Consider the following 17,813-nt stretch of genomic DNA (forward strand, 5'->3'; position numbering starts at 1 on the left):
CCCCGCCGCGCATCCTAATCAGTACAGCAGCATGGCGATCCCGCCACAGGAGGAACGACAGGCATGACAGATGAGCAGAAACTCGAAGAGCACGGGCAGGCGGTCAAGCGTCTGCGGTCGCTGTTCGACATGCACCATCTCCCGTTCGGAGCGCCCGAGCACCTCGGCGGCCTCCTCGTCAGCCTGCATGAAAGCCGTCACTTCGCCATGGACTTCTGGTCGCTCGTAAACACGCTCAGCGACTCCGGCAGCGGCTCTCTCAACGAAGACCAGATGCTGCATGCCGTCGTCGAGGCCTCTGCGGGCACCGGCCCCGATGCTCTGCCCGAGCACGAGCGCCCCGGCGTGCATGAGCTGCGCCAGATGCTGGCCGGAGTCGATATCGCGCGTCCCGTCGAGCTCCCTGCGCCCATCGCTGAGCCGGTCGACAGCCTGCTGCCGCGCCGCACGCCTGCGGCAGGCAAGTTCTCCGCCGCGCTCGAAACAGGCGGCCATCATGATCCAGGTGGCTACGGCGACCCCGGCATCTACAGTGCTCCCGACAGTCGCAACGATCCTGGCCGTCACGATCATCCAGACCATCACGACGAGATGCTGCGCAAGCGGCGCTCCATCGGCGATGCGCTCTCCCGGCTCGAACAGAGCACCGGGGAACTGCGCCGCCAGCTGGCCGCGCTCGACGTGCAGATGTCCGAGACAGCCCCGGCCACTGCAACCGGGCTCGGTTCCGCGCTCGCCGAGATCCATCCCCCGGCTGCGGTCCAGGCTGCGGCCGAAGAGGCGACCGTGGCTCGCTGGAACCGCACCGATGCTCCCGCCGCACCGCGGCCCGAAGCCGCCGCCGATGAAGAGACGGCGGCATCGCCGCGCGCCGAGGCAATTCCGCCGAAGCCCGCTGCCACGCCCCGTCCCGAGCCGGTGATCGCCGCCGCCGCGGCTCCCATCGTTTCTCCCACTGCGCCGCCAACCGTTCTGCCCACCGCTCATCTGCCCACCGCCCAGCCAACAGCCCAGCCCGTCGTCGTACCCCCTGCTGCTGCGCCGTCTCCTACTGCCACCGTGGCTCCCATCGTTGCCGCCGCCCCTCCCGTCGAGGTCTTCGCCCGCCGCGCGACCACCACGCAGCGCGGCCTCGCGCTCTCCGATCCCGACGATGACCCCAGCATCAGGGCTCCCTTCTCCGACTACGCCCGCGAGACCGAAGGCCCATCCCCCACGCGCAGGGCCATTCCCCTGGTGATCGTTGCTCTGCTGATCGCAGCAGGCTTCGCGGTCTGGTACTCCCAGGCAGGCCATCGGTGGCTTGAACGCGTCGCGTGGTCCATCCACCATACCTACGACTCGGCGATGGAGCGCAAAGACGATTGGCCCAAGCCCGGCGCCGCAACGCCCGCGCCGGACGCCGGTTCCGCACCGCAAAACCCCGATCAAAACCCCGCCCAATCTCCCGATCAATCCACCGCCCAGTCCACTGCCCAGTCCACGCCTCCGTCCACTCCCATAACGCCGCCGCAACAGCCGCAGGCGACCACTCCAGCCGCCTCGGCCCCTGCTCCGTCAGCCACCGCACCAGCGCCGGCACCGCAGACGCCGCCGCAGTCCGCCGCCGATACCCAGCGCCGCAACCCCGAGACCAGCGATCCCACCCTCCGCGGAAAGATCAGCCAGGCTCCCATCGACGCCGGTGTGCTGCGCGTTCCCGGGTCAACCATGGTGGCTTATCTCCTCACCTCGCGCGTTCCGGCTTATCCGGAGTCGGCGCGCGCGCTCGAGATCGAAGGCCACGTCACCATGGAGATCGTCGTCTCCGAGACCGGCGCCGTCCGCTTCGTGCACGTGATCGATGGTGACCGCCATCTGCGGCTCGCAGCCGAGGAGGCCGTCCTGCGCTATCGCTACAAGCCCTACCTGCTCAACGGCGAAGCCGTCGAGGTGACGACGACCGTCACCGTCGACTTCCGCCTCCCCGACTAAATCCAGAAGCCCGCAAACACAAAGGCCCGGAAGCATCGCTCCGGGCCTTCGTCTTGGTAGTTGGTAGTTAGTGGTTGAAGTTGGTAGTTGAATGAAGAACTACTTGGCGTCGTCCGCCACCAGCGCATCGGCTGCCCACATCACAGGAGCCTGCCCGTGGAAGTCGCCCGTGCGGCGTCTGCGCTCGTAGTAATACTCCAGCGAGTCCTTCTTGCCCGTGCCCTCGCAGACCTGCGTCACATCGTGGTTCTGGTCGACATAGCCCACCACGGCAATCCATGCCTTGCGTGCCGCCGGGCCATAGGTCGCGGCATCCAGCCAGCCATGCTTCACGCCCATGATCATGCCGTACGCAAACATCGCCGAGGCCGAGCTCTCCGGCCACGCATCGTCCTTGTCGATCAGCTGATGCCACATGCCGTCCTTGCCCTGGTACTTCAGCAGCGACGACATCATCAGCGTGTAGCCCTTCATAATCCGTGCGCGCTCCGGATGGTTCTCCGGCAGCTCGCTCAGCATCTCGGCCATACCTGCCGCCACCCAGCCATCGCCGCGGCCCCAGAAGTACTTCACGTCCGGTGCATGGAAGAAGAGTCCGTTCGGCTGCTGCAGCTTATCCAGATAAGCCGCCATCTCCTTCGCATCGCGGTCGAGATACTTCTTATCGCCGCTCGCGCGGTACGCCTCCAGCTGCAGCATCGTCAGCATGTACATGTCGTCGATCCAGTAGCGCGTCTCGGCCGAAAGGCCATCGGGCTGCGGATTCTCCCACTGACGATCGGCCCACCACAGGCCCTCCTTCAGAAACTTCGGATCCTTGGTCTGCCGTGCGATCTCCAGCGGCGCCACGCCGAAGATGGAGTCGTCCACGTGACGGCGCACCGGGCGACGCTCCGCCTCCGCACCGCCCGGCATCAGCGGCTCAAACTTCTTGATCAGCGCATCCCGCAGCGCGGTATCGTGCGTCAGCTCGGCAAACCGCAGCGCGCCATACCAGGCGCAGATCTCCGAGTAGTGAATCGTCTTGGTGTACTGGTGCGGGCTGGTCACAAAATGATCCGCCAATTGTTTGCCCACGATCTCGGGACTCACACCGGACGGCCAGTCTTGAAAGTAATTCTGCTGCGCCTGCGCGGCAGTCAGGGAGCCCGCGAGAAGGCATCCGGAGAGAATCAGGTTCAAACGCATCGACACCTCATTAAGCTTGGATCGTTGTATTTATACGGCCGGGGCCATTCTAAACAGGTGGACCTACCACTGCATACCCACATCGCGGACAGCGTACCCTTCATGCAAAAAGCGCCCGCCCGGCACGGCGGCTGACATCCCCCGCGCTCCGCATCGAGGAGGCAGGGCCTGCCCCCCGCAGCGCACCGCGTTTCATCGCCCAAACCCCTCCGTTCTATCCTTAACCCTGAGGCAGCGACAACTCTTACGTGATGACTCCGGCAGACTCAGGTGCGCCCACCCCGGCCGCCACCCCTATCAACGACACCATCGTCGCCATCTCCACCCCGGCTGGACGTGGCGGCATCGGCATCGTCCGCCTCTCCGGCGCCCTCGCACGCTCCATCGCGGAGTCTCTCGTGCGCCTGCGCCATCCCCTCGCGCCCGCCCGCGCCCGCCTTGCCCTGGTCGTCGATGATCATCAGGCCATCCTCGACGAAGCCGTCGTCACCCTCTTCGCCGCGCCGCACTCCTACACCTCTGAAGATGTCGTCGAGATCGCCGCGCACGGCTCGCCCATCGTGCTCGCCCTGCTCGTCCGCCGTGCCATCGCCGCCGGGGCACGCCTCGCCGAGCCCGGCGAGTTCACCCAGCGCGCCTTCCTCTCCGGCCGCCTCGACCTCACCCAGGCCGAGGCCGTGCGCGACCTCATCGATGCCTCCACCCTCAACCAGGCACGCGTCGCCGCCCGCCAGCTGGGCGGAGCGCTCTCCCGCGAGATCGCCCCCGTCAAGCACCAGCTCGTCACGCTCATCGCCGCACTCGAGGCCGGCGTCGACTTCGCCGAAGACGACATCGACACCATGCCGTCCGACGAGATCGTCGCTCGCATCGCCGCCATCGAAGCCCCGCTCCGCCAGCTCCAACGCGGCTTCGACTACGGACGCATCCTGCACGACGGCCTGCGCCTCGCCATCGTCGGCCGACCCAACGCCGGCAAGTCGTCGCTCTTCAACCGCCTCGTCGAACGCGACCGCGCCATCGTCACCGCCACGCCCGGCACCACCCGCGACCTCGTCACGGAGCGTGTCGCGGTGGAGGGCATCCCCATCGAGCTGATCGACACAGCAGGCCTGCGCGAAGCCACCGACGAGGCCGAGAGCCTCGGCATCGCCAAATCCCGCGAGGCCATGGCCGAAGCCGACCTCGTCCTCATCGTCCTCGACGCCTCCCAGCCCATGCACGCGGAAGACGCCGCCACCCTCTCCGCCCTCGAAGGCCGCCCCGCCCTCATCGCAGCCAACAAGATCGACCTCGCCGCCGCGACGGGAAGCACCACCACAAGCGCCAGGGCAACGGGCGTCGCGACAAGCGCCAGGGAGACGATCGGCACAACCATCGCCACAACCACCGCCACCCGCACGGTACAAACCTCGGCCATCACCGGTGAAGGCATCGCCCAACTACGCCGCGCCATCGTGGAGACCGCCGGAGCAACCGCCGCCGAGCAGGAGACCGCGCTCGTCACCAACCTGCGCCAGCGCCAGACCATCCTCACGGCCCTCACCGCCCTGGAGCGCGCCACCACCGCCGCAGCCGCTGCCATCCCCCACGAGATGCTGCTGATCGACCTCTACGACACCCTCTCCTCGCTCGACGCCCTCACCGGAGCCACCACCGCCGACGACATTCTCCACCTCATCTTCTCCACCTTCTGCATTCGGCAAATAGAACTGCGTCCGGCAGTGCTTTTGGATCGAGCGCGCAACACCCTGACCGCGAGTTGTAACTCCTGCTCGAATGGCCGTATCTGCATCTCCAGCGAAAGTTACGGCGTGCGGTCGGCGCTTTTTAAGTGGTCAGACCACAATTTGGAACAGGGTGACCACTTCGCTCTCTCCGGGCAGAATATCTGCAACATATTGATACATAAGACGGAACGATGGGTACCCTCCGGCGAGTCGCCTTTGTCATCATCTGTTCGCTTGACAGCAGGTGTCGACATTCCTTAAAACGGGGGGCCGCAAAAAACACCTCGTTAGCGGTAACGGGATGGAACGAGAACACAACGAGGTGTTGCAACACCCTTTGGAGGCAAAGAGTGACTTATAGAAAGTTTCCCATCTTCGCGATGCTTGCATGCGTGTGTGTTTTGTTCTTCGCCGTTATTAACGCGCGAGCTCAGGACACGTCATCTCTTACCGGTACAGTGACAGACTCGTCGGGCGCAGTCGTGCCCAAGGCCAACATCACACTCAGCAACAACGCCACCCGTTCGGAACTGCACATCACCTCCGACAACGGCGGCAATTTCAACATCACCAACCTCCCCACCGGCAGCTACAACATGCGCGTCGAGGCGCAGGGCTTCCAGTCGACCACACTCAACGATGTGCGCGTCGATCCCAACATCGGTCGCCGCGTCGACGTCAACATGAAGGTCGGTGAGTCCACCGAGTCCATCACCGTCGAAGCCAACGTCAACACCGTGCAGACCGAGAGCGGTTCGGTCGGCCAGCTCATCACCCAGGAGCAGGTCAAGAACATCCAGCTCAACGGCCGTAACCCGATCTACCTCTCGCAGCTCGAGCCCGGCGTCGTTCGCAGCAACTCGATGGCATCCTTCTCCTTCGGCCTCGACAACGGCATCAACGTCAACGGCGCCCGTTCGCAGGAGAGCCTGATCACCTTCGACGGCGTGCCCATGGTGCGTACGCGTTCCAACGGCACCAGCACCGGCGTCGCCGACGTCGACTCCACCTCGCAGATCCAGGTCCTCACCACCAGCTATCCGGCAGAGTACGGTCGCACCTCCGGCGGTCAGATCCGCATGGTTCCCAAGAGCGGCACCAGCGATCTCCACGGCAGCGCCTTCGAGTACTTCCGCAACACCGCCCTCAACGCCAACACCTGGCAGCGCAACTTCAACGGGCAGGAACGTCAGGCCTTCCGCTTCAACCAGTTCGGCTGGAACCTCAATGGCCCCGTCTTCATCCCCGGCCACTTCAACAGGAACCGCGACAAGCTCTTCTTCCTCGTCGGCCAGGAGTGGATCAAGTACGTCCACGACGACCTGTCGCAGCAGAAGGCTCCGACCGCGCTGATGCGTCAGGGCAACTTCAGCGAGCTGCTCGGCCCCAACATCTTCTACAACCACCCCGTGCAGATTGTGAACCCCACCACCGGCGTTCCCTATGCCAACAACATCATTCCTGCTTCGCAGCTCAGCGCCAACGGTATCGGCCTGCTCAACGCCTATCCGCTCCCCAATGCGCCCAACAATCCCAGCAACAACTGGATCGATTCTGCTCCGTACACGGAATCGCAGCGCAAGGACTCCGTAACCGTTGACTTTGTGCCCACCGATAAGCATCACATTCGGTTCGCCATGCTGAACTACAACTACAACAGCGTCAGCCCGCACTATGGCAACTTCAACCGTACGCCGCAGGTCTGGTCTCGCCCCAACCAGATCGGTGTCGTGCACTGGACCTGGACGATCAGCCCCACGATGGTCAACGACGCCTATGTCTCCGCCGCTGCCGATCACGTCACCATCGGCATCGATACCTCGTCGGGCCTGTATAACCGCACCAACTACGGCATCAACTATCCCTACCTGTACGACGGTGCGGATAAGGTGTTGCCCGATAAGATCCCAACCATCCAGATCGCCAACTTCAGCACGCTCGACGGCGGACCTTATCCCTCGCACTCCGGCGGTATCGTCTATGACGTCGGCGACAGCATCACCAAGGTCTGGGGCAACCACACCCTCAAGATCGGCGGCCTGTGGGAGTACGCTGGCGAAAACAACTTCGACCAGATCAACGTCTCCAGCACCATTCCCGGATCGACCAACAACCAGAACGGCTTCTTCGTCTTCTCCGACGCTCGCGGCGGAAGCACGGCAGCACCCGTTCCCACCACCAACGTCGCCGTCGCCAATGCGGCAGCCGGCCTCTTCGATACCTACGCCGAGATCGGCACACGCTCCTACACCCTCTTCCGCAGCAACATGTTTGAAGGCTTCGCGCAGGACCAGTGGCGCGTAAACTCCAAGCTCGTTCTCGAGTACGGCGCACGCTACAGCGTCAACACGCCCTACTTCGCCAAGTGGGGCAACCAGTCGTTCTTCAACCCGACCTACTACAACTCCGCCGCGGCGCCTACGGTCGATCCCAATACCGGCTTCGTCACCGGCGGCACGCAGCTCAACGGCGTTGTGATCCCCGGCAACGGCTTCCCCAGCTCGGCCCAGGGACATGTTCCTGCCGCCATCCTGTCCAACGGATACGCCTCCAACTTCCACGACCTGCCCCGTGGCTACCATCCCACCATCTGGACCGATATCCAGCCGCGCTTTGGCTTCTCCTATCAGGTGCAGCCGGGCATGGTCATCCGTGGCGGTGGCGGTCGTTACGTGCAGCGCCTCGGCATCAGCGACAACGTGCAGGTCGGCGGCAACGCGCCCTTCCAGCCCTCCTCGACGGTCACCCGCGGCAACGTGGACACCCCCGGAGGCGTCGGAACCAACGCAACCCCGCTCAACTTCACCTCGCATCAGTACAACTACCCCAGCCCCAACTCCTGGGGTTGGAACCTCACCGTCGAGCAGGAGTTCAAGAACATCGGAGTCCTGACTCTCAGCTACGTCGGCCGCAGGGGAATTCACCTCGAGCAGCTTGCCAACATCAACCAGCTCCAGCCCGGAACCATCCAGGCCAATCCGACCATCCTGGCGCCCGACTACCTCCGCCCCTACAAGGGCTACTCCACCATCACCGAAGCCCAGAATCAGGGAGCCTCCATGTACCACTCCCTGCAGGCCAACTTCAAGCGCCGTCTCACCAAGGGACTGCTCTTCGGCGCGGCGTACACCTGGTCCAAGAGTCTGGACTTCGGCTCCTCCAACGGCACCAACCTGCCCAACGCGTACGACAAGTCGAACTTCTACGGACCCAGCGACTTCGACACGCGTCACGTGCTGGTGCTCAACTACGTCTGGGATCTCCCGATCGCAACCAACACCAGCAACGCCTTTGAAAAAGCGACGATCGCCAACTGGCAGTTCTCCGGAACCATCCAGGGACAGAGCGGCGTTCCCCAGACCGTCTCGCAGAACAACGACCGCGCCGGTGTTGGTCCCGGTTCGGGCAACCAGCTCTGGGTCGTCTCCTCGAATCCGAAGCTCCCCCATCAATTCTCGGGTTACCAGAACAGCAATCAGTGGTTCGATGCCAGCGTCTGGTCTCCGGCAAACTCCGGTACCTTTGCCCCGCGCGGAATGCGTGGCCTGATCTATGGCCCCGGCTTCCAGAGCTTCTCCGCGGCGCTGCAGAAGGCCTTCCATGTCGTCCCCAGCCACGAAAATCATCAGCTGATCTTCAAGGCGGAGGCCTTCAACTACACCAACCATCCCAACCTCGACAACCCCGACATGGGTCCGACCGACGCCAACTTCGGCAAGATCACCGGCAAGGGAAACACCTACGGCTCGGAGCGCCAGTTCCAGTTCAGCCTCCGTTACGCCTTCTAACGACGTTTCATCCTCTTGTACAAGCCCGGCTGAAACTGGCCGGGCTTTTTTTTGCCGCCTTCCGGAAAATAAAAACCGCGCGGTGCGATCTCGAAGAAGCAGAGAGCACCGCGCGGCTGGGTAGCGACTGTCGACTTAGAAGTACAGCTTGCCCGACAGCTGAATGATGCGCGAGACCTGGTCCGACGTTCCGCCGCCCAGCTTGCCGAACGTATTCGCGTTGTTCAGCGCCACGCCCACCGCATTCGGATTCGGGTTGTAGTGCAGGAACAGGTTGAAGATATCCGCGCGCAGCTGGAAGTTGCGGCTCTCGCCGAACTTGAAGCCCTTCACAAACGAGGAGTCGTCGTTGGAGATGCCCGGCAGCGTAATGGCCGACGTGCGCGGCTCCGTGCCGAACGTACCCAGCGCCGCCGTCGTAAACGCAGCCGTGTTGAAGTAGCGCAGGTTGGTGCGACCTCCCGCCGGTCCGTTCGGGTCCTGCCCCGCAACCATGTCCGCTCGCGAGGCCAGTCCCGTTCCCGTGCGGTCGAGGTTGTTTGTCACCACGCCTCCCGGCCCCGTCTGCGCCACGTAGATCGTCGACACCTGGATGCCGTCCAGCAACAGCTTCTTCAGCCCCGTCGTGTGGTGGAAGAACGGCACGTCCCACAGCACCGTCGCCACCAGGCGATTGCGAAGGTCATAGATCGACGACGAGCGATCCGATCGCGGGTCGTAGACATTCAGGCCGTTCGGCCCGAACGTACCGCCTCCCACATAGCCGCCGATATCCGCCGGCCCCGAGATCGCATGCGACCACGTATACGCTCCCAGGATCGTCAGCCCCTGTCCCACCTTGCGCTCCACCTTCGCCTGCAGCGAGTTGTAGCTCGCGCTCGCATTCGAAAAGTCCGCCGCAATCGAACGTGCATTGCCGCCCGACTTGAAGGTCTGGTTCGGTCGCCGTAATGCCAGCGAAGCCAGCCCCGGCGTCGTCGGATCGACAGGGAAGGGAATGTTCACGTCGGAGTAGTAGCTGTAGTTATGCGTCGTGCGTGCGCCCACGTAGGCCACCGTCGACACCAGCTTGTAAGGTAGCTGCTGTTCCACCGTAAGGTTGTACTGCAGTGTGTACGCGTCCTGCAGGTTCGGATCGACCGAGTTGGCAAACGGATACGTCGACGGCCCTCCCAGCGTCACACCGGGAAAGGGGTTCGCAAACGAAGCCTGCGGATTCGACGCCACGCCGACACGCGCCTGGCTGCTGTACGTCAGTGCCGCACCCGCCTGCGCCTGCGCGCCCTCGGCCCAGCTGAACGGCTGGTTCGCGATGTCCGACGTGTAGTACATGCCGAAGCCGCCGCGCAGCACCGTGCCTTCCCCGAACGGCTGATACGCAAAGCCCAGGCGAGGCGCAAAGTCGTAGTAGTGCGGCGGAATCAACCCGCGGCCATACTTGGAGCTGGCCGGCGTCAGCAGCGCGCCCGGCGTCCCGTTCGGCAGCGTCGCAATCGCGGCGTATTGATCGTTGTTCTGCACCCACGGCGGCATGTGGTCCCAGCGCAGACCCAGCGTCAGCGTCATCTTGTTGCTGAAGCGCCAGCTGTCCTGCACAAAATATCCCTGCAGCAGGTCGCGGATGTTGGTGTACGTATGCGTCGGGTTGATGCTCGACGTATTCATGTAGCCCAGCAGAAAATCCGCAAGCGCAGAGCCTGTCCACTGCCCGTTGAAGTTGAACGTGCCGCGCGGGTCGCGGATCTGGTCGAACGTATCGTTGCGGAATGTGAACTGTCCGCCGAGCGTCACGAAGTGCTTGCCCAGCTGCGCCGAAAGCCTCTCGTCCACCGTGTGCGCGCTGTTGGACCGGTTGCGCGGGCCGATGTTGCGCCGCAGTTGAAACAGGTTGAAGACGCCATCCGGGCCGCTGATGCTCACCGTCGGCGGTCCATAGAAGTGCGGATCGGTCGAGGCGAACGGAATGCCGAGCGCATTCGCGATATCGTAGTTCGCATCGCCCGTCGTGCCGAAGGTCTCAAGCTCCGTGAACCGGTGATACCCGTAGATCACGGTGTTCACATAGCGCGAGTTGAAGGTATGCACCTCCGACACCGCGATATTGTGCGTGATGGCGCGGTTGTCATCCTCATCGTGGCCAAACAGCGGAGCGCCCGCGTTGAACGTGTTGTCGTAGATGTAGTGGCCGTTCAGCTGATCGTTCTTGAACAGCTGATGGTCGATGCGCGTGATGATGTCTCTCTGTGTCGCCAGCGCACGCGCCGCAATCGTCTGGTAGTTGGTGCCGCTGGCATAGCTTCCATTCGGCGGCGTGTAGCTCAGCAGCTTCAGCGCGCTCGGGCTGATCCGCCCCAGAGGAATCTGCTTGTTCGCAAACGGCTGTCCCGTCGTCGGATCGATGATGGCATCGGTCGTCGCCGTGCCTGTGCCTGCCTGCAGCACGCGGCCCGTCACGCCCGTAAGATTGCCCGCCTGCTGCGCCAGCGAAGGCACCTGCAGAAACGACGGCGCCGCCGCCGAGAGATTGCGCCCCTCCTCCTCGTTGACGAAGAAGAAGGTGCGGTCCCTTCCGTTGTACAGCCCCGGAATGCGAATCGGCCCGCCCACATTGCCTCCGAACTGGTTGCGGTTCAGCCGCTGCGCCGTGGGGTTCGGGTTCGTCGTCGAGATGAAGTCATGCGTCTTCGTAAAGAAGTTGTTGCGATTGAACTCCCACAGTGTGCCGTGATACGCATTCGTGCCCGACTTCATGATGATGTTGATGAATCCGCCCAGCGCCGCGCCATACTCCGCCGTCGAGCTGCTCGTATCCACCTTGAACTGCGAGATCGCATCCACCGACGGCGAGAACGCATACGTGTTCGCGTCGTAGTCCATCGCCTCCGAGCCTTCGATGAAGTAGCGGTTCTGCGTATCGCGCTGACCGTTGATCTGCGTCGCCGTCAATCCGCCGTTTGCGTCCGACTGGCCGATCGAGCCGCGTCCGCGTCGTGCCGCAATCGACGACACCGTGCCCGGATTCACCCCCGGAATCAGCTGCGTCAGCTGCACGAAGTTTCTTCCGTTCAGCGGCAGGTCCACCACCTTCTTCGCGTCGATCGTCGCGCCCACCGTCGGGCTGTCCGTCTGCAGCGAAGACGAGGTCGTGTCCACCGTCACCAGCTGGTTCGTACCGCCCACCGTCAGTTTGAAGTCGATACGCGCCGTCTGGTCTGCCGCCAGCACCAGCGGCGTACCCTGCTGCGTCGAAAAGCCCGTCGCCTCCACCTTCACCACGTAGTGGCCCGGCGGCAGCGACGGCACGTTGAAGGTGCCCGAATTATCCGTGTTCAGCACACGCGACTGGTTGGTGTCCCCATTCGTCACCGTCACCGCCGCGTTCGCCACCACCGCGCCCGTCGGATCGTTCACCGTGCCGGTGATCGTGCCGAAGCTCGTCTGCGCAACTGCAAGGGGATGCTGCCACGCGGCAAGCAACAGCAGCATGCCCGCCGTCGCCGTCATCCGCCGCCACTTCGTAGGAGCAGGACGTAGAAATGCCAATAGGTCGTTCAAGGGGCCTCTCCTTGGGTGCTGCATCGGGGTACTGCATCGTTCATAAGTAGGAACTGCCGGGCCAGGCGATGTGCTCTGTCTGAGTGGCCGCGAAATATGCAACTGTCTCGGATCAAGTGTTGAAAGCCGAAACATCTTCAGGACGACCCCGGAAAGTTGTCAAGAGAATTCCAGAGACGCATCCATCGCGCCATCGCCGCACCTGTAGCGAATCGCCCTCTGTTTACGCGATGAAATCCTCCCCAAGCAGCAGTTCGCCCCTCGCCGACGTCCAATCACCAGCGCATGTGAGGGCGCCAGCTTTGACGACAAAGAAAAAAACCTCCTCCTCCCCCCGTCCCGCTCCTCGCGAAAAAGTAACCGAAGCCCGCACACTCTTACCCGGCAGCGAAAAGCCAGCCTTCCGCGAGTCCACAGGACCGGCATCGCTCCCCTCCACGCGCCGCATCACCGTCTCCGTCATCGTCTGCCGCAAGCAGCCCCTCGACACCGCAACGCTCGGCGCCCTGCGACTTACCCGCACCCAGTACAAGGCGCGCCACGCCGCCAAACCCGACGCCATTACCGCCGTCCGCTCCTTCGCCAGGCGCTTCGGCCTCACCGCCGTCGCGCACCCCGAGCGTCGCACCGTCCAGCTCACCGGAACCGTCGCCGCCATGCAGAAGGCCTTCGGCGTCACCCTCCAGCAGCACCACTGCACCGACGGCAAGTCCTACCGCATCCGCTCCGGCAGCATCAGCCTGCCCACCTCGCTCACCGGCAAGGTCGAAGCCGTCCTCGGCCTCGACGATCGTCCGCAGGCGGTGCCCCACTTTCGCATCGCGCATGCGAAGGCCGTAAGCACCTCCTACACGCCCGTGCAGGTCGGCCAGCTCTACGGCTTTCCCGCCAACGCCTCCGCCAAAGGGCAGACCGTCGGCATCCTCGAGCTCGGCGGCGGCTACCGTACCGCCGACCTCACCGCCTACTTCAAATCCCTCGGCCTCGCTGCCCCCGCCGTCACCGCGGTCTCCGTCGATAAAGGCAAAAACACCCCCGGCGACGCCAACGGAGCCGACGGCGAAGTCATGCTCGACATTGAAGTCGCCGCCGCCGTCGCTCCCGGAGTCAACGTCGCCGTCTACTTCGCCCCCAACACCGACCAGGGCTTCCTCGACGCGCTCAGCACCGCCATCCACGACACCACCAACAAGCCCTCCGTCATCTCCATCAGCTGGGGCGGTCCGGAATCCAGCTGGACCACGCAGGCCATGCAGGCCATGGACGCTGCCGCGCAGTCCGCCGCCGCTCTAGGCATCACCATCACCGTCGCTGCCGGCGACAATGGCTCCGACGACGGCGTCGGTGACGGCGCCAACCACGTCGACTTCCCCGCCTCCAGCCCGCACGTCCTCGCCTGCGGAGGCACCCGCCTTCAGGGCTCCGGCACCACCATCACCTCCGAGGTCGTCTGGAACGAGACCGCCAGCAACGAAGGAGCCACCGGCGGCGGCATCAGCGCCGTCTTCCCGCAACCCGCCTGGCAAAAGAACATCCCGGCCACAGCAAAAGGCCGCGGCGTGCCCGACGTCGCCGGCGACGCCGACCCCTCCACCGGCTATCAGGTACGCGTCGACGGACAGACCGCCGTCATCGGAGGCACCAGCGCCGTCGCTCCGCTCTGGGCAGGACTCATCGCCATCGCCAACGCGCAGAACAAGACGACCGCAGGATTCCTCCAGCCCGCCCTCTACGCCAAACCCAGCGCCTTCCACGACATCACCGCCGGCAACAACGGAGCCTTCCAGGCCGCCATAGGCTGGGACGCCTGCACCGGCCTCGGCTCACCCATCGGCACCGCGATCATCGCCGCCGCCGCTTCCGCCACGAAGACAAAGAAGAAGACCGCAAAGAAAACAACACCACCAAAGAAGAAGTCGGCAAAGAAGGCAGTGAAGAAGCCAGCCGGAAAGGCAGCAGTCAGGAAGCCAGCGAAGCGTCGCTGAGCCGTAACCGCAATCGTCACCTTTTCACGCCTCGGCGACAAACACCCTTCGTCGCCGAGGCGTCATAGTATCCAGCGTCAGCGAAGCGTATCCATTTTCACCAAAGCGTATCCAGCTTCACCAAAGCGAGGTCTGTCTTATGTCATCCAACTTCTCCCCGTTCTCTCTTCTGCGCGGCATCGCCTCTGCGGCATTCGCCGCCGCAGGCAGCATCGTCGGTCAGGCGGTCGCAGCTCCCGTGCGCGGCCGCGTCGTTCTCATCACCGGCAGCTCCAGCGGCCTCGGCCTCGCGCTTGCGGAGCGTTACGCCACCGCGGGTGCAAAGCTTGTGCTCACAGCGCGCAGCATGGACGACCTCACCGCGGCAAAGGAGCGTCTGCTCCACCGCGGCGCAATCCGCGAAGCCGACATCCTGCTCCTGCCCTGCGATATCGCGAAGGCTGACGACGTCTCCAGCATGATCCACGCAGCCATCGCTCACTTCGGCCGCGTCGACGTGCTCATCAACAACGCTGGCATCATCCAGGTCGGCCCCATCGAGTCGCAAACCGTCGAGGCCTTTCAGCAGGCCATGCAGACCAACTTCTTCGGTGCCGTCCACACCGTGCAGGCCGTGCTGCCGCACATGCTCGCCCGACGCACCGGCAAGATCGTCAACATCGCCTCCATTGCAGGCAAGTTCGCCATGCCGCATCTTCTGCCGTACGTCGCCAGCAAGTTCGCACTCGTCGGCTACTCCGAAGGCCTGCACGCCGAGCTGCGCCACAAGGGCATCCGCGTCACCACCGTCTGCCCCGGCCTCATGCGCACCGGCTCGCAGAACCACGCACAGTTCAGCGGCAACGCTCGCGCCGAGTCGCGCTGGTTCACCATCGCCGCAACCATGCCGCTCCTCGCTGCTTCCGTCAAGCGTGCCGCCAACCGCATCTATATGGCCGAGCACGATGGCCGCGCCGAGATCACCATCACGCCGCAGGCATGGCTCGCCGCACGCTTCGCCGGCGCTCACCCCGAGGCCTCGCAGATCGCCGCCGCCATCGTCAACGAGTACCTGCTCCCCAACGCACCCTACGCCATCGCGGCTCCCTCTGCTCCCGCGCCCGCAACGCCGCATGCCACAGCATCGCCTGCCTAGCGCCTACTGCGTCATCGAGTAAGGCAGCTTCAGCTTGCGCCGCGACCAGGCCGCATCCTTCTCGGCGCTCATCACGAACCGCAGCTCCCCGCCCGCCATCAGCTCCTCGTGCGTCAGGTAGCTGCGGTCCAGCGTCTTGCCGTTCAGCATCACGTCCTTCACAAAGGCGTTCGCTTCACTCAGGCCATCGGCGCGCACCGTGAAGCTGCGCCCATTCGGCAGATGCAGCACCGCGCGCTCCACAAACGGCCGACCGATCACATACTGGTTCGATCCCGGCGTCACCGGGTAGAACCCCAGCGACGTAAACACCATCCACGCCGACATCTGCCCCAGGTCATCGTTGCCCACCAGGCCATCCGGCGCAGGCTTGTACTGCGAGTCCACAATCTGCTTCAGCCGCGCCTGCGTCTTCGTCGCCGCACCCGCATACATATACAGGTACGGCAGGTGATGGCTCGGCTCATTGCCGTGAATGTACTGCCCGATCATGCCCGAGATATCTTCCACATCCGCATAGCGCGCCGGGTCCACCTTCTGGTCGAACATCTCATCCAGCTTCGCCACCAGCTTCTCATCGCCGCCCAGCAGCTTGATCATCCCCAGCTCATCCTGCGGCTGATACCACGAGTACTGCCACGCATTGCCCTCCGTGAATCCACTCGCCGCGCCCGCGCGCCCCGGGTCGAACGGCCTGCGATACGCGCCCGACTCCAGCCGCGGCTCCACAAAGCCATCCTCCACGTTGAAGTTGTTGCGCCAGTAGCCCGCACGCTTCTCGAAGTCCGCTGCAGCCTTTGCATCGCCCATCGCCTTCGCCGTGCGCGCAATCGTCCAGTCGTCGAACGCATACTCCACCGTCTTCGATGCCGCCTCGGAGTCATTGTCCACCGGCACGTAGCCCAGCTTCATATACGCGCCCAGGTTGCCGTACGGCGCATACGTCGCGCTCGCGATCATCGCGTCCAGCGCGGCCTTCGTGTCATACCCGCGAATCCCCTTCATGTACGCATCCGCAATAATCGGCACCGCGTGATAGCCGATCATGCACCACGTCTCGATCCCCTGAAACTGCCACACCGGCAGAATCCCGAACGGGCTCCACTGCCGCGACGCCAGCATCGAGTTCACCAGGTCGTTGGTGCGCGCCGCCGGTTCGATCAGCGTCATCAACGGCTGCTCCGCGCGATACGTATCCCACAGCGACAGCGAAGACACAAAGCGGAAGTTCGCCGCCTTATGCACCTGGTTATCCGGCCCGCGATACTCCCCGTTCACATCCATGCTCACGCTCGGCGCCAGCAGCGTGTGATACAGGCTCGTGTACAGCGACCGCTGCGTCTCAGGGCTCGCATGAAACTCCACGCGATTCAGCTCCGCTCTCCACTGCGCCTGCGTCGCCGCACGCACCTTGTCGAAGTCGAAGCCCGGTACCTCGGCCTTCATGTTCGCAATCGCATTCTCTTCACTCACCGGAGACAGCGCCACCGTCACCAGCAGCGGCCCCTTGTCCGGCGAGAAGTCGAACACCGCCTCCAGCCCCCGTCCCTCGATCGCATCCGTATCTTCCGGCGAACTGCCCGGCGTCTTGAAGCCCTTGTACACCGGCGCCGGATCTTCGCGGTTATAGAGATGATGTCCGCTCAGCGGCTGCGAGAAGCGAATCGCAAAGTAAAGCTGCCGCCCCGGTGCCCACCCCCTCGTCTCCCGCATGCCCGTAATCGTGCCGTCCCTGCGAATCCGCACCCGCGACCACAACACCTTGCCCGGATAGTTATAGATACTCGAGCGCAGATCCATCAGCACATGCCACGTCGTCGCCTCCGCCGGAAACGTGTAGCGATGCACGCCCACCCGCGTCGTCGCCGTCAGCTCCGCCTTCACGCCGGAGTCATCCAGCGTCACCGCGTAGTACCCCGGCTCCGCATGCTCCGTCTCGTGCGAGAAGCGCGAGCGATACCCCGACTTCGGCTTGTCGATCTCTCCCGGCTCCAGCGGCACCCTCTCCGCCGTCGAAGGCGTCAGCAGCACATCGCCCAGGTCGCTGTGACCCGCGCCGGAAAAATGCGTGTGCGAAAAACCGAGGATCGTCGTGTCCTCGTAGCGATACCCCGCAGCCCACTTGTAGCTCTGCTTGAACGGACGTATCTGCGTGTCCGGCGACAGCTGCACCATGCCGAACGGCGCGCTCGCTCCTGGAAACGTATGTCCCTCCGGCCCTGTGCCGATCATCGGGTCAACATATTTCAACGGGTCGGGAGACTGCGCGAAGCAGCCGAATGTGGCCAGTGAGAGTGCAAGAAGGTACCGAAGCTTCATCCCTCCAGCCTACCGCTTCCTGCCGTCGCCTTTCGAGTCGCTGATGGATGACATCTATTGGAACAGCAAGAGAAGCAACGTGGTCCTACCAGGATAGAGAGTGGTTGCCCACTTCCACTCATCCCATTTCATCGTCGAT

General features: G+C 63.9%; 8 protein-coding genes. 5 read left to right on the forward strand and 3 right to left on the reverse strand.

The window, feature by feature from the left end:
• The first annotated feature begins 63 nt into the window (after positions 1-63).
• A complete protein-coding gene (locus tag PW789_RS09070) occupies positions 64-1,974 on the forward strand; it encodes an energy transducer TonB (protein WP_299374681.1) in 1,911 nt (636 codons plus the stop codon).
• A 99-nt stretch (positions 1,975-2,073) separates the two neighbouring features.
• Here PW789_RS09070 and PW789_RS09075 read toward each other — a convergent pair whose 3' ends face one another.
• On the reverse strand, positions 2,074-3,162 hold the full coding sequence (locus tag PW789_RS09075; RefSeq protein ID WP_299374684.1) for a glycoside hydrolase family 88 protein: 1,089 nt from the start codon (positions 3,160-3,162) through the stop codon (positions 2,074-2,076).
• A gap of 251 nt (positions 3,163-3,413) precedes the next feature.
• Between PW789_RS09075 and mnmE the strand changes: the two genes are divergently transcribed.
• A complete protein-coding gene (mnmE, locus tag PW789_RS09080; RefSeq protein WP_367182534.1) occupies positions 3,414-5,153 on the forward strand; it encodes a tRNA uridine-5-carboxymethylaminomethyl(34) synthesis GTPase MnmE in 1,740 nt (579 codons plus the stop codon).
• 89 nt (positions 5,154-5,242) lie between these two features.
• On the forward strand, positions 5,243-8,680 hold the full coding sequence (locus PW789_RS09085) for a carboxypeptidase regulatory-like domain-containing protein (protein ID WP_367182519.1): 3,438 nt from the start codon (positions 5,243-5,245) through the stop codon (positions 8,678-8,680).
• A gap of 135 nt (positions 8,681-8,815) precedes the next feature.
• Here PW789_RS09085 and PW789_RS09090 read toward each other — a convergent pair whose 3' ends face one another.
• Positions 8,816-12,235, reverse strand: a complete 3,420-nt coding sequence (locus tag PW789_RS09090) for a TonB-dependent receptor (protein WP_299374687.1) — start codon at positions 12,233-12,235, stop codon at positions 8,816-8,818.
• A 302-nt stretch (positions 12,236-12,537) separates the two neighbouring features.
• Here PW789_RS09090 and PW789_RS09095 point away from each other — a divergent pair, with 302 nt between their 5' ends.
• Together PW789_RS09095 and PW789_RS09100 are read left to right on the forward strand one after the other, a co-directional pair.
• Positions 12,538-14,220 (forward strand): S53 family peptidase, encoded by a 1,683-nt coding sequence (locus tag PW789_RS09095; protein WP_299374690.1) that lies wholly within the window; start codon positions 12,538-12,540, stop codon positions 14,218-14,220.
• Between the two features lie 139 nt (positions 14,221-14,359).
• Complete coding sequence (locus PW789_RS09100; protein WP_299374693.1) at positions 14,360-15,355, forward strand: SDR family oxidoreductase; 996 nt, start codon at positions 14,360-14,362, stop codon at positions 15,353-15,355.
• A 3-nt stretch (positions 15,356-15,358) separates the two neighbouring features.
• On the opposite strand, the gene PW789_RS09105 is transcribed toward PW789_RS09100, so the two are convergent.
• Positions 15,359-17,674 (reverse strand): GH92 family glycosyl hydrolase, encoded by a 2,316-nt coding sequence (locus PW789_RS09105; RefSeq protein ID WP_299374696.1) that lies wholly within the window; start codon positions 17,672-17,674, stop codon positions 15,359-15,361.
• Positions 17,675-17,813 lie beyond the last annotated feature (139 nt).

It is taken from the genome of Edaphobacter sp. (assembly GCF_028283685.1).
Lineage (GTDB): Bacteria > Acidobacteriota > Terriglobia > Terriglobales > Acidobacteriaceae > Edaphobacter.

Bases quoted from the DNA above. Each gene is read 5' to 3' on its own strand.
- mnmE (WP_367182534.1), top strand. From the start codon at position 3,414: ATGACTCCGGCAGACTCAGGTGCGCCCACCCCGGCCGCCACCCCTATC.
- PW789_RS09105 (WP_299374696.1), bottom strand. From the start codon at position 17,674: ATGAAGCTTCGGTACCTTCTTGCACTCTCACTGGCCACATTCGGCTGC.
- PW789_RS09070 (WP_299374681.1), top strand. From the start codon at position 64: ATGACAGATGAGCAGAAACTCGAAGAGCACGGGCAGGCGGTCAAGCGT.
- PW789_RS09100 (WP_299374693.1), top strand. From the start codon at position 14,360: ATGTCATCCAACTTCTCCCCGTTCTCTCTTCTGCGCGGCATCGCCTCT.
- PW789_RS09075 (WP_299374684.1), bottom strand. From the start codon at position 3,162: ATGCGTTTGAACCTGATTCTCTCCGGATGCCTTCTCGCGGGCTCCCTG.